Origin of the sequence: Sodalinema sp., from assembly GCF_046483825.1 — a bacterium.
GTDB lineage: Bacteria > Cyanobacteriota > Cyanobacteriia > Cyanobacteriales > Geitlerinemataceae > Sodalinema.
This window is the reverse complement of the sequence record NZ_JAWOCL010000039.1, coordinates 1-21,949: the sequence shown is the minus strand read 5'-3', so window position 1 is coordinate 21,949 and position 21,949 is coordinate 1. Positions and strand designations below refer to the sequence as shown.

The following is a 21,949-nucleotide window of genomic DNA, read 5'->3' as shown; positions in this document are numbered from 1 at the left end:
CCAGGATTTACGCACGGCTCCGAGTTCGTTACCTCGGTAACGAACTCGGAGCCGTGCGTAAATCCTGGCAAGATGCCGAAGTGCGTTGGGTCTTGACCTATCCAGAAGTGTACGAAGTGGGTGCGTCCAACCTAGGACATATCATCCTCTACAGTATTCTCAACGCCCAGCCCCGCCAACTGTGCGATCGCGCCTACCTCCCGGCCATGGACTTGATCGAAAAGTTGCGGGACACGGACACCCCCCTCTTCGCCGTCGAGGCCCATCGCCCCCTCAAAGAGTTTGACATTCTCGGCTTTAGCCTCAGCTACGAACTCGGGGCCACCAATATCCTGGAAATGCTGACCCTAGCCGGGATTCCCCTCACCTGGGGCGAACGTCTCAGTCGTGGCCTCGAAGACCCCCTGATCTTCGCCGGTGGACAAACCGCCACCTCCAACCCGGAACCCTACGCCGACTTTCTCGATTTCGTGGCCCTCGGCGATGGCGAAGAACTGCTACCGGAAATCGGCCTCGTCATCGAAGAAGCCAAACGAGCCGGATTGAGCCGCAAAGACCTCTTACTCGACTTAGCCCAGGTTCCCGGCGTGTACGTCCCCATGTTTTACGACATGGCTGAGGATGGCTCAGTCCGCCCCAATCATCCCCAAGTCCCGGAACGAGTCCTGCGGCGGGTTGCGCCCCCAATGCCCGCCTATTCCATCGGCTTGGTCCCCTATATCGAAACCGTCCACGATCGCCTCACCGTGGAAATTCGCCGGGGTTGCACCCGTGGCTGTCGCTTCTGTCAACCGGGAATGCTGACTCGGCCCGCCCGAGATGTGAACCCGGAACAGGTGGTCAATACCATCGAAAAAGGGATGCGGGCCACGGGCTATAACGAGTTTTCTCTGTTGTCCCTAAGCTGTTCCGATTATCTGTCCTTACCTGCTGTGGGCATGGAAGTCAAGAATCGTTTACAAAACGATAACATTTCCCTGTCTCTGCCCAGCCAGCGGGTCGATCGCTTCGACGAGAACATCGCCAATATCATCGGCGGAACCCGTCAATCGGGGTTAACCTTCGCCCCCGAAGCCGGAACCCAGCGGATGCGGGACATCATCAACAAAGGACTCACCAACGAAGAACTCTTGCGGGGGGTGAAAACCGCCTACGAGCAAGGTTGGGACAAAGTGAAGCTCTACTTTATGATTGGGCTTCCTGGTGAAACGGATGCCGATGTCATCGGTATTGCCGAAACCGTGCGCTGGTTGCAACAAGAATGTCGCAGTCAGAAACGGCGACGCTTTCACATCAACTTAACCATTTCCAACTTCACCCCTAAACCCCATACTCCCTTCCAATGGCATAGTGTCTCGACGAGTGAGTTTTTACGCAAACAAGATCTGTTGCGGCAAGAATTTAAGCGAATGCGGGGCGTTAAAGCCAACTTTACCGACGTTCGCATCTCGGCCATGGAGGACTTTGTGGGCCGGGGCGATCGCCGTCTAGGTCCTGTGATTCGCCGCGCCTGGGAACTCGGGGCCGGGATGGATGCTTGGTGGGAAAGCCTCGATCGCGCCTATCAAGCCTGGGAGGTGGCGATCGACGAATCCGGCCTAACCTGGAAATATCGCCAAGTCGAATCCGGAGAATGGAATCTCTTTAAAGACGATCAGGGCAACATCGATAACAGCCAATCCCTCGATGCGCCCCTTCCCTGGGACTATCTCAACACCGGCATCGACAAAACCTGGCTCAAACAGGACCTACAACGCGCCCTCGAAGCCGCTACCGTTCCCGACTGTGCCTATGAAGGCTGTTCCCACTGCGGCGTATGTACCCCCGACTTTGGCCATAACATCGTCGAAACGCCTCCCCCCATCCCCCACTTCGTCGGTCATTTCAAACCCAACACCCACCGCGAACAGCGGCTGCGGGTTCGCATGGGCAAACTCGGCGACATGGCCCTAATTGGCCATTTAGACTTTGCCCGTCTCCTCGATCGCGCCATCCGTCGAGCGGCCCTGCCCATCTCCTTCAGCGGTGGCTATCACCCCAGTCCCCGCATCTCCCCCGCCAACGCCCTGCAACTCGGGGCCACCAGCGACGGGGAAGTGGTGGAATTTGACCTCACCGAACCCCTCGATGCCGAGGAATTTAAACAGCGGTTACGGGAGCAATTGCCGCCGCAAATGCCCATCTACGAGGTCGAGGTTGTCCCCGTCAAAGGCTTAGCCGCCACCCGAGTCTTAGAACGCGCCCAATATCAACTGACCTTGGCCAGTCCCCAGGGAGAGTGGGCCACGTGGGTTGACGCGGTGAACCAGGCCTCAGAACTGTGGAGCGAACATCGCAGCAAATCTGGAAAAATTCGGGCCATTAACCTCAGAGAACGACTGTTTGCCCTAGACTATGTAGACTCGTCCCATCCCGATCAAGCCGTCATTGCCTATGAAGGAAGTTGTCGTAACGATGGGACGCTGTTGCGGCCATCCCAAGTGGTGGAAATGCTCGAAGCCGTCTCCGGTGTCGAGATCGAAAACCAGCATGTGCATCGTCAACGGCTCATTTTTCGCCCGGAAACACCGTAGGGGCCAAAGTATTGGCTGAGATAGTTACCAACACAAAAGCCAGGAAAAAACGTGATATAGTGGGGGGTAAAGTACAAATTCGTACTCAACTATCGCGTCGGGTTTGTCAGCCCCAAGACACCCAACTTTGACCGTTGGGGGATGCGAGTTAGACCCGTGCGAAGGATAACAACCCGTAGGTTTAAAAAAGATGGGCGGTTCTGACTGGGACTCGTTAGTCTGGCTAACTCCCGTCGGTTCGGTCTACGGTCAGCGTTAACGGCACCCTTGAGAGACGCCGTCAGAGGTCGATGTCGGAGGATACGGCAGCCCCTCACTGCGATCGTTACGCGCTCAGGCTGAAGACCATTTGCCCAACGTCGTTGGTGATAATCAGATGGTTTGCCTGTACAGATGTTCCCCACTCCAGTCTTTTCCCAAACGTCCAATTCAGAAGCAAGCCGGTATGCTCCGGTTTCCCATCGCTCTTGCGGAAGCTGATCAAACGTGAGGAACTGCTGTCAACGCCAACGATGTTGCAGGACTAGACTGTCTTCGTCGATCGAAAGCATCGAGTTTTTCGGGATAACGTGACGTTTCCCCGCCGACGCTTTCATCGCTGCGAATCTCCCGGAGGAGCGCCCCACCCCTTTAACCTCCAAAACTCTAAAAAATTTGAGGAAATTGAATGCCCAAGCAAATTATTATCGCCGAGCAGCATCGGATTGCTGCTGTATTTTCTGAAGATCAAATCCAGGAGCTGGTGGTTGCCACTGGAACTCACCAAGTGAGTGATGTTTATGTGGGAACCGTCGAAAACGTGATTCCCGGAATTGACGCCGCCTTCGTGAACATCGGAGATCCTGAGCGCAACGGCTTTATGCACGTGACAGACCTCGGGCCGCTGCGGCTGAAACGCTCTTCAAGTGCCATTACCGAACTCTTGACCCCGAAACAGAAGGTTCTGGTTCAGGTGATGAAGGAACCCACGGGGAATAAAGGCCCCCGGTTAACAGGCAATATTACCCTTCCCGGTCGCTATTTGGTTCTGATGCCGTTTGGTAAAGGCGTGCATCTGTCTCGCCGCATTGTCAGTGAGTCGCAACGCAATACCTTGCGGGCCTTGGCGATTTTGATTAAACCCGCCGGAATGGGATTGTTGGTGCGAACCGAAGCCGAAGGGGTGGCCGAAGATGCCATCATCGAAGACTTAGAGGTGCTGCAAAAACAATGGGAGGTGATTCTCGAAGAGTACAACACCACCCGCGAACCAACCTTGCTGAACCGGGATGATGATTTCATTCAACGGGTGTTGCGCGATATGTACAACACCGATGTCAACCGGATTGTCGTGGACTCCCCCAGTGGGCTAAAACGAGTCAAGCAGAACTTGGCCTCCTGGAATGATGGCAAGAATTTGTCGGTCTCGATTGACCATCACCGGGAATCTCAGCCAATTTTGGAGTATTTCCGGGTCAATGCGGCCATTCGCGAAGCCCTGAAACCTCGGGTGGATCTGCCGTCGGGGGGCTATATCATTATTGAACCCACTGAAGCCTTAACGGTGGTGGATGTGAACTCGGGGTCCTTTACTCGTTCGGCCACCTCGCGGGAGACGGTGTTATGGACGAACTGCGAAGCGGCGGTGGAAATTGCCCGTCAATTGCGCCTGCGTAATATCGCCGGGGTGATCGTGATCGATTTCATTGATATGGACTCGCGCCACGATAAGTTGAAGGTGTTGGAGCAGTTTAATACGGAGTTGGCCGCCGATAAGGCCCGTCCTCAGATTGCTCAGTTGTCTGAGTTGGGGTTGGTGGAGTTAACCCGCAAACGCCAAGGTCAAAATATTTATGAGTTGTTTAGTGAACCCTGTCCGACTTGTACGGGGTTAGGCCATTTAGCTCAACTTCCGGGTGAGGAGTCGGTGCGGACGGTGGAGGTGGCCCGCACGGCAACCTCGGAGACGAGCAAGGGCCAATCTCAATCGTCTTCGACGACCAGTTCTCCTCGCAATGGGGATACGCCTGCGCCTCGCTTGCGTGATAGTAGTCCCAGATTACGCGATCGCAGCCCCAGTCGCCTCGACCCTGCCTCAGATACCCTCTCGGATACGGAGGGGGATACCCCGGAAATCGATCTGATTCATCATCCGAGTTATCAGGAAATGGGGGACGGAACAACTCGCCGTCGTCGTCGCCGACGTTTTGCTAGTCCTGATATTAAAGCTCATGCTGAGGAACAGGCGAAGTCGAGTGGGGGCCGTCAGGAGTCATCTCAGGAGTCATCTCAGGAGTCATCTCAGGAGTCATCTCAAGAGTCATCTCAAGAGTCATCTCAAGAGTCTCGTCGCGATCGCCCCACGGTCGACTCCACGCCAGACTCCCGTCAGGACAACGATGGAGATGAGGAGAAACCTAGCCGCAGCCGCAGCTCTCGCGAGAGCAAATCCGAGGATAGCTCGGAAGTGATTACGGTCGAGATGACCCCCCAGGAGCAGGAAGTCTATGCCATGATGGGGATTTCGCCCTGTGTTAAGCTCGGCCAATTTCCCAAGAATCCTAAAGCCGCCACAATTCATGTGGTCAATCCCGGTGAAGGAACGGGGAATGGGCCGGTACGGTCTTTAGAGAAAGCCGAGAAAGCGTCGCCGGTAAAGCCGTCGAGTCCCGCGCCGGAGGTTGACACGACGTCAGACCGTCAACCCTCAAGTCGTTCGACGGTTACGTTAGCCTCCCAGGACACGGCTAGCGAGACGGACAAGACCGCTGATACTAAAACTCAGGAGGCGGAGTCTCCCGAGACGAGTAGTAGCAGCCGCAGTAAGTCTCGCACCACTCGCCGCCGCCGTCGTCGTTCCTCGGCCAGTTCTGACTCGTGACCTTAGAGCTTAATCTGCCATCTCGCTCCTCCTGGGAGCGGGTGGCTGGGGTGGATGAAGTGGGACGAGGGGCCTTATTTGGCCCCGTCGTTGCGGCGGCGGTGCTGATCACGCCCGAACAAGGGCGCACCTTGGCTCAATTGGGCGTGACTGATAGTAAACAACTGCGTCCCCGACGACGGGAGGAGTTGGCCCAGGAGATTCGCGCGATCGCCCTTGAGGTCCAAATTGCTCAAGCAACGGTAGCTGAAATTGACCAGTTAAATATCCTTAACGCGAGTTTGTTGGCGATGAAACGGGCAATTTTAGCCTTGACGATCGCCCCCGACGGCTGTTTAATTGACGGCAATCGGGCAATTCGGGAGTTACCGATTCCCCAAGAAACGGTGGTGGGGGGCGATCGCCGCGAGATGGCGATCGCCGCCGCCAGTATCCTGGCCAAAGTCTGGCGGGATGCCGAAATTCTCCGTTTAGCTTCAACCTATCCCCAATACGATTTAGCCGCCAACAAAGGCTATGGAACCGCCGCCCACCGCCAGGCGTTACAGGCCTTTGGCGTGTCTCCCCACCATCGTCTGTCCTTCGCTCCCTGTCGTGCGCAAGTTCCGCCGTCTGTTAAACAATCTCGACTCATCGAGTGACAGTCAGCTTTTGGCCTAGCGAATTGGACTAGCGAAACCGACTCCGTTCTAAGAGGCGATTGAGCAGTTCCACATCATCCTCAAAGACCTGGAGGCGGATGAAATCAGGATCGGCGGGCCGCCAAACGATTTGATACGTATAATTTCCGTTATACCAACGATAGACACGGCGAGAGGGGGTTCCTCCCAACTCAACATTCCAGAGTTCGAGGACATCCGAACTACCCCGGGCGCGGCCGCGATAGTAGTATTCACCATGGGCCATCGAGAGAGAGACTTCCCAGGCATCATCCTGAAACGTGCCGATGGGTTGTGATTGGGCGATCGCGGGCCGCTCTACCACCACATCCACCAAGGCCGGAACCGAGAGACCCAACAGGGCCGCTAAGGTCAATCGATGTAACATCATGATTTAACCGATTATCCTGTTTTAGCTCCACTTTAACCGATACCAATCCGGGTTTTCTGTTAAGTTTTAAGACATTTTCTTGTCAGTTTTCCCATGATTTGTGCAGTAAATTAAGATTAGAAATTCAGATCTCAAAACTCGATTGTAGCCTTTGCTACAGTCGAGAAGGAAGCTTCAGCCAATGCTAGAGATAAGAGAGCTTAAGGTGCAGGAGAGCCGTTTGTGAAGCTAGAGACCTACGACCCCACCGGATATTATGACGAGCTATTCGCGGGCAAAGGAGAACCGAGAGCCTCCGCGAAACCCCTCATTGACTGGATCAACACATTACAGCCCGGAGACCTGCGGCGATCGCAAGAAGCCGCCCAAATTGCCCTATTTAAACTGGGGGTGACCTTCAACGTCTACAGCGACAATCAAGGCATCGAGAAAGTCTTTCCCTTCGATATTATCCCCCGCATCATCGCCGCCCAAGACTGGAAACGACTCGAACCAGGACTCAAACAACGCATCACAGCCCTGAACCTGTTTCTCGACGACATTTATAACGATCAACGGATTCTCAACGACGGGATCATTCCCCGCCATATCATCGAATCCGCCCCAGGATTTCTCAAACCCTGTATCGGATTACATCCCCCCGGTGGCGTCTGGTGTCATATTACCGGAACGGACCTGGTACGCGATCGTGACGGACAATGGTACGTCCTCGAAGACAACCTACGAGTTCCCTCGGGAATCTCCTACGTCCTCGAAAACCGCCGCGTCCTCAAAAGCACCTTTCCCAGCGTCTTTCAAACCATGGCCGTGCAGGCCATTGACCACTACCCCAGTCACCTCCTCGAAACGCTCCTCTCCCTAGCCCCGCAACAACTCCCCAACCCCACCGTCGCCGTTCTCAGCCCCGGAATTTATAACTCCGCCTACTACGAACATTCCTTCCTCGCCCAACAAATGGGGGTTGAACTCATCGAAGGGCGAGATTTAGTGGTTCTCGACGGCTACCTGCAAATGCGGACCACCAAAGGACCCCGGCGAGTTGATGTCGTCTATCGTCGTCTCGATGATATCTTCCTAGACCCGACAGCCTTCAACCCCGACTCGTTACTGGGGGTTCCCGGACTCATGGACGTGTATCGGGCCGGACGAGTGGCCCTAGCCAACGCTCCCGGAACCGGCGTCGCCGATGATAAGGTCGTTTACGCCTTTGTCCCCGAGATGATTCGCTATTACCTCGGCGAAGATCCGATTTTACCCAATGTCCCCACCTATCTTTGTTGGCGAGAGCAAGACCGAGACCATGTCTTACAAAACCTAGAGACGTTAGTCGTTAAATCTGCCAACGAAGCCGGAGGCTATGGAATGCTGGTCGGCACTCAATCGACCGCAGAAGAACGAGCGGCCTTTGCCCAAAAAATTCAAGCCAATCCCCGTAACTATATTGCTCAACCGACCATTTGTTTATCGCAGGTTCCCACATTAGTCGGAGAGGGCAACGAGATTGCTGGACGACATGTTGATTTACGTCCCTATATTCTTCATCGCGGTGATGACGTTTATGTTCACCCCGGTGGATTGACCCGAGTTGCCCTCAAAGAAGGGTCATTAGTCGTTAATTCATCTCAGGGAGGCGGTGCTAAAGATACCTGGGTTTTGACGGATTGAAGGGGAGAAAAATAATTGTGATAAAAAGGGTTTTTCAGGAGATATGGTGTGATGGGTTGCATTGAATAGCAAATGCTAGGGGAACCCACCCCGAACCCCTCCTGGGAGGGGATTTTTCGCCCCGACAGCAGCGGATGTAATCTGCTATCATTTTTCCTTGTCACCCTGAACTCTGAAGACCCATAAAGAGTCATGGTTGATAGATAAAATAGCAATCAAAACTCGATTAAACCTCGATTAAACCTCGATTAAAAACGAAGACCTTAAGGAGTAACGAGAAAACCATGCTAAGTCGTGTTGCAAATTCCATTTATTGGTTGAACCGCTACATTGAGCGAGCCGAAAATGTCGCTCGTTTCATCGATGTCAACCTCAATTTGATGCTTGATTTACCCTCCGGCGTAAATCAGCAATGGAAGCCACTGGTGGTTACTACGGGCGATCTCAAGTTTTTTGAGGAACACTATGGTGAGGCAACGGCTGAAAATGTGATTCAGTTCCTTACTTTTGATGTGAATTATCCCAACTCAATTTTATCCTGTTTACGCTCTGCCCGAGAAAATGCTCGTTCAATTCGTGAGATTATTTCGTCAGAAATGTGGGAGGAAGTCAACACTTTCTATCACATGGTGAAAGATGCGGCCCTGAATAATGGTCATCACAATGTTGATAATTTGTTTCAACAGTTGTTTTTTCATGTCAAATTTGCCAGTCACCGCTTCGCCGGTGTGATGGATGCCACCATGAGCCATAATGAGGGTTGGTATTTTGGGCAATTAGGACGGTTGATTGAACGAGCGGATAAAAAGGCTCGAATTTTGGATGTTAAATACTATATTCTCTTGCCGTCGGCTAAATTAGTGGGAACGCCTTTAGACCAGATTCAATGGATTGCTCTTTTGAAGTCTGCTAGTGCTTATGAGATGTATCGTAAATATCAACATCGAATTATTCCAGCAACGGTGGCTGAGTTTATGATTCTCAATCGGGAATTTCCCCGTTCAATTAGTTTTTGTGTTCAAGAAGCTGAACACTGTTTGCATAAGATTACTGGGACTCCTGTGGGAACCTGGTGTAATGGCGCAGAACGGTCGTTGGGCCAGCTTTGTGCCAAGTTGGGATATATCACCATCGAAGATATTATTGATAATGGACTTCATGAATTTCTCGATGGCTTTCAACGAGAGTTGAATGCTGTAGATGACCAAATTTCGGCAACCTTTTTTAGCCTTGCACCGTTGGTCTCTGCACCTCCAGTCAATCGGCAATTTCAAACTTTGCAATGGTGAGATGGCAAGGGTGAGATGGCAAGGGTGAGATGGCAAGGGTGAGATGGCAAGGATGAGGTAGCAAGCAGTTTAAGTAGTATTAGTGATTAGCCAATCGTGTTATGGTTTCGATTTGATTCCTGGGACTGATCCGATATGATCGGGGTATTGATATCCCTTTCTCGGTTGAACGTAAATCTTTTTATTTTCTCGACCATGACCCAATTTAACGTTCAGCACCTTAGCACCTATCGTTATAACCAGAGTGTGTTCCTGCGACCCCATTGGGTTCGCCTACGGCCTCACAGTCATGGTTGGCAAACTCTTCTCGATTATCAACTCCAGGTGACGCCAAAACCCTTGGGGCGATCGCAGGTGGTGGATCTCGATGGTAATGCTCTAATTAAACTTTGGTTCGATAAACCCAGCCAAGACCTCCAGATCTTATCTCAAGCACGGGTTGAAACGCTGCAACGCAATCCCTTTGAGTATCTCCTAGAAGACGGGGCCGATCGCCTACCCATCGATTATCCCAGTTCCCTGCGATCGCAACTCCTCCCCTACCTCGATCCTCCCACCATTGTGCCCCAAGGTGGCGACCCCATCGCCGTCGAACTGGCCGAGGAACTGTTGCATCTGTCCGACAACCAAACCATACGCTTTCTTCATGATCTCAATCAGCGGATTTATAGCCAATGTGATTACGTCACCCGTCTTGAAGGAGACCCGCAAACCCCAGGGATAACCTGGCGCAACAAACGAGGCTCATGTCGGGATGTCACCGTGTTATTCGCCGCCGTCTGTCGAGCCGTGGGACTGGCGGCTCGCTTTGTCAGTGGCTATCAGGAAGGAGATCCAGACCAAACCCATTATGACCTTCATGCTTGGGTTGAGGTGTATCTTCCTGGTGCTGGTTGGCGAGGCTACGATCCCACCCACGGCTTAGCTGTCGCTGATGGACATATTAGTCTGGCCGCCAGTCCCTATCCCCGTGATGCGGCTCCCATCGAGGGAACTGTGACCCCCACGCAACCCGTCTGGGAAACCGGTCAACCCCTCAACACGACCTTAGAAACCCAGATCACCATCAACCGAAGCTGACGGGGAAAGCCACACCCGTTGCCCAAATTGCTAAGCCGTTAACCATGGCCTCTACCGCCTCTTGATTTGCGATCGAGAGGCGGCGACCTGGTGGCAATCCCTCTACAGTTCCATAGGCCCCAAACGATGCTGTACATTTGATGTACATTCGATCGCATCGGCCAACCTCCCCTAACCTCAGTGTTTTACCATTGTTGTTGTTCCCCATACACAGCCTATGGCCGACTGGCTCTTGTCTTTCCTGATTCCCCTTCACGGCGGTCTTGAGCGTTCCCCTAATCTGAGTCAGAGTATCCTTGAGTCATCGCATCTGCCGTTCCTTCTTTAGTGAGCTGCCATCCCTTAACTGAGCTGGTACAAAATTTATGTCCCTCGAACGTGAAAATCATGAGCTACGTCGTCGCGTAGCCGAACTAGAACGAGCCTTACACGATCGCCAAAGTTCCGACGCAGATCTGGGGGGCGTTGCTGATAGTTTAGCTGGCTCAAGGTTTCCTAATGTATTGGATAATGAGGACAACAGAGACGATGACCACTTTGACTTAGATAGTCAACTCTTCCGAGCTTATCTTGAAGCGGCAAACGATATGGTGTATGCCGTCGATTTACAGGGGCGCTTGACATTCATGAACTCATATGGTGAGCGGTTACTCGGCTGTGCGCCTCAAGGCTGGAATGGCAAATGTTATTTGGATTTTATTGCCCCAGACTCTCGCCAAGCAACGGCAGAAGCGTTTAACACCTTGCTTCAAACGGGTGAGTTAAAAGATTTTGAATTTCAAGTGCAAACGGCTAACGGAACCCGGCGGGATTTAGAAGTCAATGGACGCTTACTTTACCGACAGGGGGTGTTAGTTGGTGGCTTAGGCATTGCGCGAGATATTACGGAGCGCAAACAATTCGATCGCCAACTCCAGATGTTTATGAAAGCGGTGGATTCAGCCTATGATAGTACAATTATTGCGACGGCTGATGGCACAATCGTCTATGCTAACACAGCAAGCGCTCGTATGTTTGGCTATGAACAGAATAGCTTAATTGGTGAGAAAAATCGTTTGTTTTATCCCGAATATGCTCCAGTTTCGATGGAGTGGCTCGTCGAGCAAGCTCTCTCGAATGAGCAACTCGGTTGGAGTGGGGAAGTGACCTGCCAGCGGGCAACTGGGGAATCTTTCCCAGCCTTGATTTCTGTCGGCTTGATCATGCGAGGAGAGCGGAATCTATCGGAGCGAATGGAGGACGATCGCCTTGCTCCTATTGATACCATTTCTCTTATTTTTCGAGATATTACAGAGCAAAAACGGAGTCAATCTGAACTGGCAATTAAAAACTTGGAGTTGGAACGAGCCAGTCGTCTAAAATCCGTGTTTTTAGCCAATATGTCTCATGAGTTACGGACACCATTAACCTCAATTTTGGGTTTTTCCAATCTCCTGTTACAAAAGCTCTTTGGTGATCTCAACAAAAAACAAGGAGTTTATGTTAAACGGATTCACGAAAGCGGACAGCATTTGTTAAGACTCATTAGTGATATTTTAGATCTGTCTAAAGTCGAGGCGGGAAAAATCGAATTATCCTTGACTTCCATTTCCTCTCTCAAAGTCTGTAACGAGGCGATCGCCTTAATGAGTGAACAGGCTCGAATCAAAGATATCCAGATCCATTTGCAGTCAACTCATTCCCAGGTGAGAGTTTTGGCAGATGAGTTGCGGTTACGTCAAATGCTCTTAAATTTATTGTCGAATGCCATCAAATTCTCTGAGTCGGGAACTCGCGTCAACCTGGTGGTCACAGATGATGAGACTTATGTCTATCTCACCGTTCGCGATGAGGGAATTGGCATCCCCGAACAGCAGCAATCATTGTTGTTTCAACCGTTCCAGCAGTTAGATAGTTCCCTCGCTCGCAATCATGAAGGGACGGGATTAGGCTTGGCCTTAACTCGTAAATTAGCTGAACTTCATGGAGGAACCGTCACCTGTCGCTCGAGTCCGGGCCAAGGCAGTGAGTTTACAATTGTCTTACCCCGAGACGCTGGGGAACCCGCAACCGCCAATTCTGAAGCCGCTTGGGGAACAGCACTGGCCCCGTCAGACCCAGTCGTGGCATCCTCGTTACTCCTGGTTGAAGATCATCACCATAATGCCCTATTGCTCAAGGATATTTTGGAGTTTTGGGGCTATCAGGTTCATTGCGTGAATGATGGCTATGAAGCCTTAGCCTGGCTAGATGATCATTGCCCTGATGGCATTTTATTGGATATTAATTTACCAGAACTCGATGGTTTAACCTTAACCCGAGAAATTCGCAACAGGAGCGATTTACCTCGAATCCCGATTATTGCGATTACCGCCTTGGCCATGCCGGGCGATCGCCAACGCTGTCTCGATGCCGGTTGTGATGACTATCTCACCAAACCCGTCAGTTGCGATCGCCTGGCGGAATTGCTCAACCAACACCTCGCCCCCCCATCGGATCAATTGATACGCTAAGTATGCCAGGATATGGATAATCGTTAATGGGTCTTCTGGATCTACGGTGGGGTTTGTTACAGAATATACAAAATTGTCGGGGCGAAAAATTTTTCGCCCCGACTGATCGACGTGAAAACATTGAACCGACTCACAGGACGATTGGACTAGATGTGGGGATTGAAAGCTTTTACACTGACTCGCAAGGGAGCAAAGCTGACAACCCCCGGTTCGACCGGGTAGGGGAGGCGAAGCTAAAGCAGTCCCAAAGAAGAGTTAGCCGCAAGGTAAAGGGGTCTAACCATAGAGCCAAAGCCAGGGCTTTATTAGGGAAAGCTCACCTCAAGATCCGACCCATGATCAGTCCGAGAGACCCGATTCCCTCTAGATCGATTTCTCAAGGAAAATTGGGGCGATCGCCACGGCACAATTTGATTTATGATGGACGGGCGGGTTGGGACCTGTAACCTGTTCGCTCAGTCACCCACCCTGAATTTTTTGGATCTAGGCAATTTCATGACGTGTTTACGTGGTCTTTTGGCGTTTCAGTTCGCTTCGCCAGGCCCGATTTTGTTTGAGCTTGGCCCCCTAAGCGTCCGTTGGTACGGATTTCTCATTGCCAGTGCCGTCTTAATTGGGGTCACCCTGGCCCAATTTCTGGCGAAAAAACGAGGCTTAAACCCTGAATTAGTGGGAGACTTTGCCATTTGGGGATTGCTCGGGGCAATTCCTATGGCCCGTTTGTATTATGTTCTCTTCCAATGGCAAGCGTACGCCGATCACCCCGGTCAAATTTTTGCCATTTGGCGCGGCGGAATTGCCATTCATGGGGGCATCATCGGCGGCGTTCTAGCTGGGCTAATCTTTGCTCGCCGACAACAAATTTCCTTTTGGCGGCTGTTCGATGTGATTACCCCTTCGATTATTCTCGGACAAGCGATTGGTCGCTGGGGTAACTTCTTTAACTCCGAAGCCTTTGGCCGACCCACAGACTTACCCTGGAAGCTGTACATTCCGCCAGCCATGCGTCCGGCTCAATATCTGCAAGAATCGTATTTCCACCCGACCTTTCTCTATGAGTCCTTGTGGAATCTCTTGGTGTTTGCTCTATTGATGTGGCTATTTGTGCAAAGCCAACGGGGGAAAATGGCTCTCAAACCGGGAACCCTTTTCCTCAGTTATGGAATTGCCTATAGTCTGGGGCGTTTTTTCATCGAAGGACTGCGAATGGATAGCCTCATGTTGGGTCCCCTGCGTGTGGCGCAACTGGTGAGTTTGGCCGGCATTGTTTTGGGAAGTTTGGGGTTAGTTTGGCTGTATTCCTTGGGCAGACCCTTACCTGATGTGGTTTCTCCCCAGGACCGATGATAATTGTGCCAAACCTTAGCGGCTGATGGGTTAGGTCAATTCCCGACTGATTGCCAGTCATGGTGGATTGTCAAATTTAGGGCAGACCTTAACCTTATCTTCACCTGGTATCTATAGAATCTACTCTGGCGACGAATGTGCGATCGCGCCACCATTGGTTAAATCACAGAGAGAGTCGATTACGTTATGGTTTTTAAGGGACGTGTTTTCCTCGGCGCACTGGCTGCGCTGACCGCCGGACTAACCACCGCTTGTGGGACTGGGGAACCCCCCGACCCCGATCAAGCTGCACAAGGTCCAGGTGGCGGTGGTGGAACTATTACCATCAGTGGTGCGGGAGCGACATTCCCGGCGCCCTTATTTCAGCGTTGGTTTGATACCTACAACCGAGAAGTAGACTCCAACGTCCAAGTCAGCTATCAATCCGTCGGCAGTGGTGCCGGACTTGAACAATACATCAACGGAACCGTGGATTTTGGAGCCAGTGAAGCTCCCATCGAAGGCGATCGCCTTGAATCCTTCCGGGCCGACTATCCCTACGAACCGCTCCAGCTTCCCTTTGTGGGTGGCTACGTCGTGTTTGCCTATAACCTTCCCAGCGTTGAGGAAGAACTCCAGTTTTCTCGCGAAACCTATTGCGGTATCATCAATGGTTCCATTGATAACTGGAATGATCCGGCGATCGCCGGAGATAACCCAGGGGTAGACTTACCCGATCAATCCATTACGTGGGTTCACCGTTCCGACGGTTCCGGGACTACCTTTGTCTTCACCAATCACCTGGACACCGTTTGCTCTGACTGGACCTCCGGCGCTGGAACCTCAGTTGACTGGCCCGTGGGTATTGGCGGTCAAGGGAACGAAGGGGTTGCCGCTAGCATTTCCCAAAACGAAGGTGCCATGGGCTATGTCTCCTACGCCTTCGCTCAGTTGAACGAACTGCCCGTTGCCCGCATTGAAAACCAATCGGGTAACTACCCCGATCCCCTGCCGGCTAATGCGTCCCTCGCTTTTGAGGGCGTTGAAGTTCCCGACGACTTCAACCTAACGGTTCCCGATCCCCCGCACCCCGATGCCTATCCCATCTCCGGTTTGGTCTGGGTGCTGGTCTATCGCGAATATGACGATGCCGAAAAATGGGAAACCATGACAGAAGTCTTCAAGTGGACCTTAGGCCCCGAAGGCCGGGCCATCACCGAAGAACTTTACTACGTTCCCATGCCCGATAGCCTCGTTGATCGGATCGAACAGGAACTCGACGCCGTGGATGCCGGTTAACATGACCCCGAACTGTCCCCGGCATCCTAACCGGGGACAGCCTATTTATTCATCGTCCCAACGATCATTATGACTTCAGGAACCGACCGTGATTTCGCGAGTCCTAACCCATCCCTCGATATCTACAAACGCGCTTCCACGGCCCGAATTCTCGACCTCGGGTTCTGGGGGCTAACCCTTTGTTTGGCTGTTGGCTCTGGGGCAGTGTTACTATGGATTATTTTGCAAACAGCCATTACCGCCACGCCGGCTATGCAAACCTTTGGCTTGGGTTTTCTGGTCAGCACAACCTGGGATCCCGTCAATGATGTCTATGGCGTTCTACCGCAGATTTATGGAACCCTCGTCACGACCATCGTTGCCCTAATTGTGGCCGTTCCCGTAGGGATTGGCACAGCCGTCTTCTTAACGGAAGATTTTGTGCCTAAATATATTCGCACACCCATCGCCTTTGCCATTGAGTTAATTGTGGCCATTCCCAGTGTTGTCTTGGGAATCTGGGGGATTTTTGTGCTGATTCCAGCCCTACGCCCCTTCTTTCGCTTTCTCAACAATACCTTAGGCTGGATTCCCATTTTCGGCGGTGAGGTTCCCCGAGGCAATAATGTGTTGTTGGTGGGGTTGGTTCTCGCCTTAATGATTACCCCAATTATTGCCTCCTTAACCCGCAGTACCTTTGATGTGTTACCGAGCGAATTGCGTCAAGGCTCTCTAGCTTTAGGAGCAACTCGCTGGGAAACCATCCTCCGGGTTATGATTCCGGCAGGACTCTCGGGTATTATTAGCTCCATCATGTTGGCCATGGGGCGAGCCTTAGGTGAAACCATGGTGGCCGCCATGCTCATCGGGAATGCCAACCGCATTAACGTTTCGATTTTACAGCCAGGCTCCACGATTACGGGGTTGATTGCTTCCAAGTTTGGCGAAGCGGGTCGCGACCAGGTGGCCGCCTTGATGTATGCCGGGGTGGTGTTGATGATTTTATCGCTGTTGGTCAATGTTTTTGCGGAATTGATTATCCGTCGTTATCAAAACATTGAGTAACCCAATTTCCTGTACTTTTACTGAAACGTCCTATGGGGAGTCTTCCAGAAACCACCAACGATTCATCCTTTGAAGTCCCAGACTTAACCTCTGCTGCGATTAGTGGCAACCGGGCCTTGCTCGGGAAAGTTCTCACAATTGTCAGTGGAATCTGTTCAGCACTCCTGATCATTCCACTGCTGTTGTTATTGATTAATATCTTTGACAAAGGCTTCTCGCGCATGGGGCCGGAGTTATTTACCGAACTTCCCCCGCCGCCCGGTTTAACAGAAGGTGGAGTGGGTCATGCTATCATCGGTAGCGTCATGACCCTTGGCCTCGGTGCTGCTATTAGTTTTCCGATTGGCGTTCTAGCGGCGGTCTATCTGGCTGAATTTGGTCGAGGGACGCGCGTGGCCTATCTCATCAAGTTCTCCGCCAACGTACTAACAGGGGTTCCGGCGATTCTAATTGGGCTGTTTGCCTATGCGGTGGTGGTTGTTCCTCTGGGGTACTTTTCCGCGTTTTCAGGAGGAGTTGCCCTTGGAGTTTTGATGTTGCCCATTGTCATTCGTTCTACGGAAGAATCTCTGCTTCTTGTCCCGAGTGAAATGCGACAAGCGGCCATTGGCATTGGTGCAACACGCTTCCAAACGATTATGAAAATTACCCTCCCGGCGGCGTTACCGGCAATTGTGACGGGGTTAGTTTTGGCGCTCGCACGGGCGGCGGGGGAAGCTGCACCTCTACTCTTTACAGCCTTTAATAATAGTTTTTGGTCAACGAATCCCGCTGAGCCGGTTGCGACCTTGCCGGTACTGATTTATTTCTTTGCCATTATTCCCTACAAGGCACAGCAAGAACTGGCTTGGGCGGCTGCCTTGGTTTTGATTGTGATTGTCTTGATTAGTAGCTTACTCGGTCGTATTTTTATCCGGTCGAAGAAAGTTTAGGGAATGGCTCAGTTGTGCTGCCGTGAGCATCTAAATACGTGCGGCAGTCCCCAAGGCTCTCACCCTGTTGTTTTGTTTTCGAGGTATTTTTTCTCATGGTTTCTGATTCTTCCCATCAATCTCAATCGTTCAAAGATTCCCAAGCGATGTCGCCCGATGCGGCTCTAAAAACTGAGGATCTTCATGTTTTTTATGGTGATAATTTAGCGGTACGGGAGGTAAGTTTAAAAATCCCTAAAAACCGCGTTGTTGCTTTTATTGGTCCGTCAGGCTGTGGTAAAAGTACGGTTTTGCGCTGCTTCAACCGTATGAATGATTTGATTCCGACGGCACGAGTCGAGGGAAAAATTACGTTCTACGACGTGGATTTATATGCTAAGTCCGTTGACCCGGTGTCGGTCCGTCGTCGCATTGGTATGGTGTTCCAAAAACCCAACCCGTTTCCTAAGTCTATTTTTGAGAACATTGCCTTCGGTGCGCGGATTAACGGGTATCAGGGCGATCTCGATGAACTCGTTGAAAAGTCGCTGCGCAAGGCGGCGATTTGGGATGAGGTGAAAGATAAGCTCAAGGAGAGTGGTACGGCCCTGTCTGGGGGACAACAACAACGGCTTTGTATTGCGCGGGCGATCGCCCTCTCGCCGGATGTGATTCTCATGGATGAACCCTGTTCGGCGTTAGACCCCATTTCTACGATGCGGGTTGAAGAGTTGATTCATGAACTCAAGGAGCAATACACCATTGTGATTGTGACCCACAATATGCACCAAGCCTCACGGGTGTCGGACTTGACGGCGTTTTATAATGCTGAGGCGACTGAGAAGGGCAATAAGGTGGGCTATTTAGTCGAATATGATGAAACGACTAAAATCTTCCACAATCCGGCTCGTCAGGAAACTCAGGACTATGTGAGTGGTCGTTTCGGTTAATCTTGTTTTTTCAGCATCATTTGGGGGTAGGGGCGAAAAATTTTTCGCCCCTACGGTTTTTTGTCTGCAATTTTTTGCCCTTTATTAGTCCTTCGGGGACTTGAGTAGGGGGAAGTAGTGACCCACAGGACCTTGACCTTCGCCGATCGCGAGAGAATGATGGAGTGCTTGGGTCAGATAGGTTTTAGCTTCTTGGGTGGCTTCAAGGGGAGTGTGATGGAGGGCCAAGTTAGCGGTCATGGCGGCGGAGATGGTGCAGCCGGTTCCGTGGGTGTGATGGGTTCCCACGGTTTCAGTACAGAGGACCTCTAGGGTATCACCGTCGAACCAAACATCGACGCCGCAGAGTTTACCGCGCATTCCGCCTCCTTTGATTAATACCGCACCGCAGCCGAGTTTGAAAATGGTTTCGGCGGCGGCTTTCATGTCGTCGAGGGTATGAATCTCTTGCTTGGCGAGAATTTGGGCTTCGTAGCGGTTGGGGGTGAGGATGCTGGCTTGGGGAATCAGGCGATCGCGCAGGGTGGCGATCGCCTCGTCGTCAATCAGACAGACCCCCGTGCGAGAGACCATCACCGGGTCCACCACCAGGCGATCGCAGTCAATCTCTTGCAAGCGATCGGCCACCACCGCCATAATCTCAGCATTGAGTAGCATCCCCGTTTTGATAGCATCTGCGCCAATATCATTGACAACAGCATCCATTTGTGCTATGACGCTCTCCGGCGGCAGGGCATCCACCCGCGTCACACTGAGGGTATTTTGGGCTGTAATACAAGTAATGGCACTGGTTCCATGAACACAGTGAAAGGCAAACGTCCGCAAATCCGCCTGAATCCCGGCCCCGCCACCGCTATCCGAACCAGCGATGGTCAGGGCCACCGGAATCTTAACAGATGCTTGCGGCGAAGCCTGCACCATAGCCTATTCCCGTCCCCGCCGCCGTTGCAAGAACTCAGGAATATCGAGGCCCACCCCAAAGCGAGGGGGTGGAGATCCCACCGGATCTCGGGGTGCAGGAGGAATATAATCACTCGATCGCGTCGGTTCCGGGGCTTGGGCCATACGATTCGCATCATAGCCCTGACTTTGCCCCGAGAAGCCTGTCGCGATGACGGTCATTTTCACTTCTCCTTGCATCCGTTCATCCAAAACGGCCCCAAAGATAATGTTGGCGTTGGGATCAACCACTTCATAGATGGTTTCAGCGGCGGCGGTAACTTCATGGAGGGTTAAATCCATGCCGCCGGTGATATTAAAGACGACCCCCTGAGCGCCCTCAATAGAGGCTTCAAGTAAAGGCGAGGAAATCGCAGCGGCGGCCGCTTCTCGGGCGCGAGACTTGCCCGAACCTTGGCCAATCCCCATCATGGCGGAACCCGCATCAGCCATCACCGCGCGAATATCGGCAAAGTCAACATTCACCAAGCCAGGGATAGTAATAATATCCGAAATCCCCTGCACCCCTTGACGCAGAATCTCATCGGCGTAGCGGAAGGCTTCTTGCACTGGGGTTTGTTCAGGAATCACTGCCAACAACTTGTCATTGGGAATCACAATCAGCGTATCCACCCGACTTTGTAGGGCTTCAATCCCTTGTTTGGCCTGTTCCGAGCGGCGGCGGCCTTCAAAAAGGAAGGGCCGGGTGACAATTCCCACCGTCAAGGCCCCGGCTTCTTTCGCCAGTTCAGCCACAATGGGGGCGGCCCCGGTTCCCGTACCACCGCCCATCCCGGCGGTAATAAAGACCAAGTCAGCCCCTTCGAGGGCGGCCATGAGTTCGTCGCGGCATTCTTCAGCGGCTTTTTGACCAATAGCAGGATTTCCCCCAGCCCCGAGGCCACGGGTGATTTTTTGGCCAATTTGCATCCGTCTGGCGGAGGTGGCGTTCACCAGAGACTGGGCATCCGTGTTCACGGTCCAAAATTCAATACCCGAGAGTTCCGAGGCAATCATGCGGTTGACGGCGTTTCCGCCGCCGCCCCCGACGCCGATCACTTTAATTTTGGCCACATTACTCGGCTGAATGTCCGCCGGACTGGGGTTTTCCTCGGGGACTCGTCGGTCCTCAGTACGCTCTCCGTACAAGCCCGCGTTGCCGAAGGGGTTGGGGTTATCTGCGGCGGCTGGAAAATTTGATTGTCCCTCAGAAGGGGGGGTTGGATGCGACGCGAGTTGACTGTTTGAGGTCATTGGAATCGAGCGAAATCAGTTAACAAGAAGTTTCGAGGTTCGGCAACAGAAACGTCAACAGTACGGTGCAAGGAATCTGGAGCGATCGCGTCTTGAGGGAGTCCGAGAAGCTGGCTTCAGCTTGGGAAGGACAGTTCGGGGACGAAAGACCTGCTACGACACGACCGGCGACGGAAACACCGACATCAAGGGATGGGTTATTGGAGTCTTGAGCGAATCCGTCTGAAGTTTAACATTTTTAAGAGGTTGCCTCCGTCTTTGAACTCAGAAATATCTAGGTAAGGATGTTGCCGGTTCAAGACCCGAGTTTTGAGGGCGTGCGATCGCCCCATTGAGGAGATAAACAACGCCGACTCGACCGGAGAATACCCCATCATACCAACAACTGGCAAGGCCATTCAATCCCCCGACGCTGACGGACTGGGGCTAGGGCTTCGGGTTTGTACGTAGGGAGCCTCGGGATTTTGTAGGTCGATATAATCGACGTCGTTGAGGTCGATCTCTTGGGGAAGATTTCGCAGGCGATCGAGGGCCGCGAGTTGGGCCTCGAAGTTTTCCCCGAGGCTACCGAGATGCACTTCTCCTAATTCGCGGCTGTGGAGGATAACACGGCTGGGATCGCGCCAGTCAATTTCGGTCACCTGTAGGGGACTAGCTTCTAAGGCGGCGTACACTCGCGGCCAGGACGATTCGTAAATTTGCCTGGAACCACGAACCCGTAAACTCGGCAGGTGGGGAAGTTGGGTAAATAGATCTTGACTGTCTAGGGGAACCCAGAGGCCTTGGGTATCGAGGAGGCCGATTTGTTCTTGGATAACGCCATTCGCGTCGGTTTGGGGGGGTAAGAGGGCCACGGCAACGGGAGCGCGTTCTTGAACATGGACAATTAGGCGTGGTGGTAGGAGTTGCCGGTTTACGTGGGCCTCGGTGATGGGTAAGTTGGCTTCGAGGCGGGTTGCGATCGCCTGAGGATTCAGTTGCAGCAAGGTTTCGGGATAGGAGATGGCCAGATGTTGATGCACAAGGGGATCGGGTAGCCATTGGTTGCCCTGGATATTGATGTCCTCGGGGCTACGCACGACCCAGTTGGGATGGGAAAAGAACCACAGCGAGGCGGCGGCGGCACTGCCGACAATTAACAGCCGCCAGAGGCTTCCGACTCGTTTGCGTTGTCGGCGACTACGCAGACGGCGGCGGCGTTGGTGTAGGGGATGGGG

At 52.5% G+C, this 21,949-nt stretch carries 18 protein-coding genes and 1 pseudogene; 13 read left to right on the top strand and 6 right to left on the bottom strand.

Annotation, left to right across the window (positions count from 1 at the left end; genetic code table 11):
* The first annotated feature begins 5 nt into the window (after positions 1–5).
* From R6U67_RS02530 to R6U67_RS02520, 3 genes are all read left to right on the top strand, one after another.
* Positions 6–2,573 carry a TIGR03960 family B12-binding radical SAM protein gene (locus R6U67_RS02530; protein ID WP_410251094.1) on the top strand — a complete coding sequence of 856 codons (2,568 nt, stop codon included), beginning with the start codon at positions 6–8 and terminating at the stop codon, positions 2,571–2,573.
* Positions 2,574–3,240: 667 nt separating this feature from the next.
* On the top strand, positions 3,241–5,433 hold the full coding sequence (locus tag R6U67_RS02525) for an Rne/Rng family ribonuclease (protein WP_410251093.1): 2,193 nt from the start codon (positions 3,241–3,243) through the stop codon (positions 5,431–5,433).
* A complete protein-coding gene (locus tag R6U67_RS02520; RefSeq protein ID WP_410251092.1) occupies positions 5,430–6,074 on the top strand; it encodes a ribonuclease HII in 645 nt (214 codons plus the stop codon). Before R6U67_RS02525 ends, R6U67_RS02520 begins: the two co-directional genes overlap by 4 nt.
* Before the next feature lie 28 nt (positions 6,075–6,102).
* Here R6U67_RS02520 and R6U67_RS02515 read toward each other — a convergent pair whose 3' ends face one another.
* Complete coding sequence (locus tag R6U67_RS02515) at positions 6,103–6,483, bottom strand: hypothetical protein (protein ID WP_410251091.1); 381 nt, start codon at positions 6,481–6,483, stop codon at positions 6,103–6,105.
* Between the two features lie 222 nt (positions 6,484–6,705).
* Between R6U67_RS02515 and R6U67_RS02510 the strand changes: the two genes are divergently transcribed.
* The 3 genes from R6U67_RS02510 to R6U67_RS02500 all read left to right on the top strand — a co-directional run bounded on the left by R6U67_RS02510 (position 6,706) and on the right by R6U67_RS02500 (position 10,517).
* Entirely contained in the window at positions 6,706–8,148 is a 1,443-nt protein-coding gene (locus tag R6U67_RS02510) for a circularly permuted type 2 ATP-grasp protein (RefSeq protein ID WP_410251090.1), read from the top strand.
* Positions 8,149–8,432: 284 nt separating this feature from the next.
* The gene (locus R6U67_RS02505; protein ID WP_410251089.1) at positions 8,433–9,437 is read left to right on the top strand and encodes an alpha-E domain-containing protein; all 1,005 of its coding nucleotides are present in this window, start codon (positions 8,433–8,435) and stop codon (positions 9,435–9,437) included.
* A 195-nt stretch (positions 9,438–9,632) separates the two neighbouring features.
* The gene (locus tag R6U67_RS02500) at positions 9,633–10,517 is read left to right on the top strand and encodes a transglutaminase domain-containing protein (protein ID WP_410251088.1); all 885 of its coding nucleotides are present in this window, start codon (positions 9,633–9,635) and stop codon (positions 10,515–10,517) included.
* On the opposite strand, the gene R6U67_RS02495 is transcribed toward R6U67_RS02500, so the two are convergent.
* Positions 10,504–10,665 (bottom strand): hypothetical protein, encoded by a 162-nt coding sequence (locus R6U67_RS02495; protein WP_410251087.1) that lies wholly within the window; start codon positions 10,663–10,665, stop codon positions 10,504–10,506. The genes R6U67_RS02500 and R6U67_RS02495 overlap by 14 nt on opposite strands.
* Positions 10,666–10,882: 217 nt before the next feature.
* Here R6U67_RS02495 and R6U67_RS02490 point away from each other — a divergent pair, with 217 nt between their 5' ends.
* The 7 genes and pseudogenes from R6U67_RS02490 to pstB all read left to right on the top strand — a co-directional run bounded on the left by R6U67_RS02490 (position 10,883) and on the right by pstB (position 18,539).
* Complete coding sequence (locus R6U67_RS02490) at positions 10,883–13,009, top strand: PAS domain S-box protein (protein WP_410251086.1); 2,127 nt, start codon at positions 10,883–10,885, stop codon at positions 13,007–13,009.
* A 104-nt stretch (positions 13,010–13,113) separates the two neighbouring features.
* A pseudogene (locus R6U67_RS02485) lies at positions 13,114–13,338 on the top strand (transposase); the annotation flags it as partial.
* A gap of 166 nt (positions 13,339–13,504) precedes the next feature.
* Complete coding sequence (lgt, locus tag R6U67_RS02480; protein WP_410251085.1) at positions 13,505–14,356, top strand: prolipoprotein diacylglyceryl transferase; 852 nt, start codon at positions 13,505–13,507, stop codon at positions 14,354–14,356.
* Between the two features lie 186 nt (positions 14,357–14,542).
* Positions 14,543–15,634, top strand: a complete 1,092-nt coding sequence (pstS, locus tag R6U67_RS02475) for a phosphate ABC transporter substrate-binding protein PstS (protein ID WP_410251084.1) — start codon at positions 14,543–14,545, stop codon at positions 15,632–15,634.
* A 69-nt stretch (positions 15,635–15,703) separates the two neighbouring features.
* Positions 15,704–16,678, top strand: a complete 975-nt coding sequence (pstC, locus tag R6U67_RS02470; protein ID WP_410251083.1) for a phosphate ABC transporter permease subunit PstC — start codon at positions 15,704–15,706, stop codon at positions 16,676–16,678.
* Between the two features lie 32 nt (positions 16,679–16,710).
* Complete coding sequence (pstA, locus tag R6U67_RS02465; RefSeq protein WP_410251082.1) at positions 16,711–17,610, top strand: phosphate ABC transporter permease PstA; 900 nt, start codon at positions 16,711–16,713, stop codon at positions 17,608–17,610.
* 95 nt (positions 17,611–17,705) lie between these two features.
* Positions 17,706–18,539, top strand: coding sequence for a phosphate ABC transporter ATP-binding protein PstB (gene pstB, locus R6U67_RS02460; protein WP_410251081.1), 834 nt, complete (start codon positions 17,706–17,708; stop codon positions 18,537–18,539).
* A gap of 84 nt (positions 18,540–18,623) precedes the next feature.
* Here pstB and thiD read toward each other — a convergent pair whose 3' ends face one another.
* The 4 genes from thiD to R6U67_RS02440 all read right to left on the bottom strand — a co-directional run.
* Entirely contained in the window at positions 18,624–19,460 is an 837-nt protein-coding gene (thiD, locus tag R6U67_RS02455) for a bifunctional hydroxymethylpyrimidine kinase/phosphomethylpyrimidine kinase (RefSeq protein ID WP_410251080.1), read from the bottom strand.
* 3 nt (positions 19,461–19,463) lie between these two features.
* The gene (ftsZ, locus tag R6U67_RS02450) at positions 19,464–20,732 is read right to left on the bottom strand and encodes a cell division protein FtsZ (RefSeq protein WP_068788871.1); all 1,269 of its coding nucleotides are present in this window, start codon (positions 20,730–20,732) and stop codon (positions 19,464–19,466) included.
* Between the two features lie 197 nt (positions 20,733–20,929).
* Positions 20,930–21,124 (bottom strand): hypothetical protein, encoded by a 195-nt coding sequence (locus R6U67_RS02445; protein ID WP_410251079.1) that lies wholly within the window; start codon positions 21,122–21,124, stop codon positions 20,930–20,932.
* Positions 21,125–21,130: 6 nt separating this feature from the next.
* Positions 21,131–21,949, bottom strand: an 819-nt coding sequence (locus R6U67_RS02440) for a cell division protein FtsQ/DivIB (RefSeq protein ID WP_410251078.1), incomplete at its 5' end; no start/stop codon positions are given.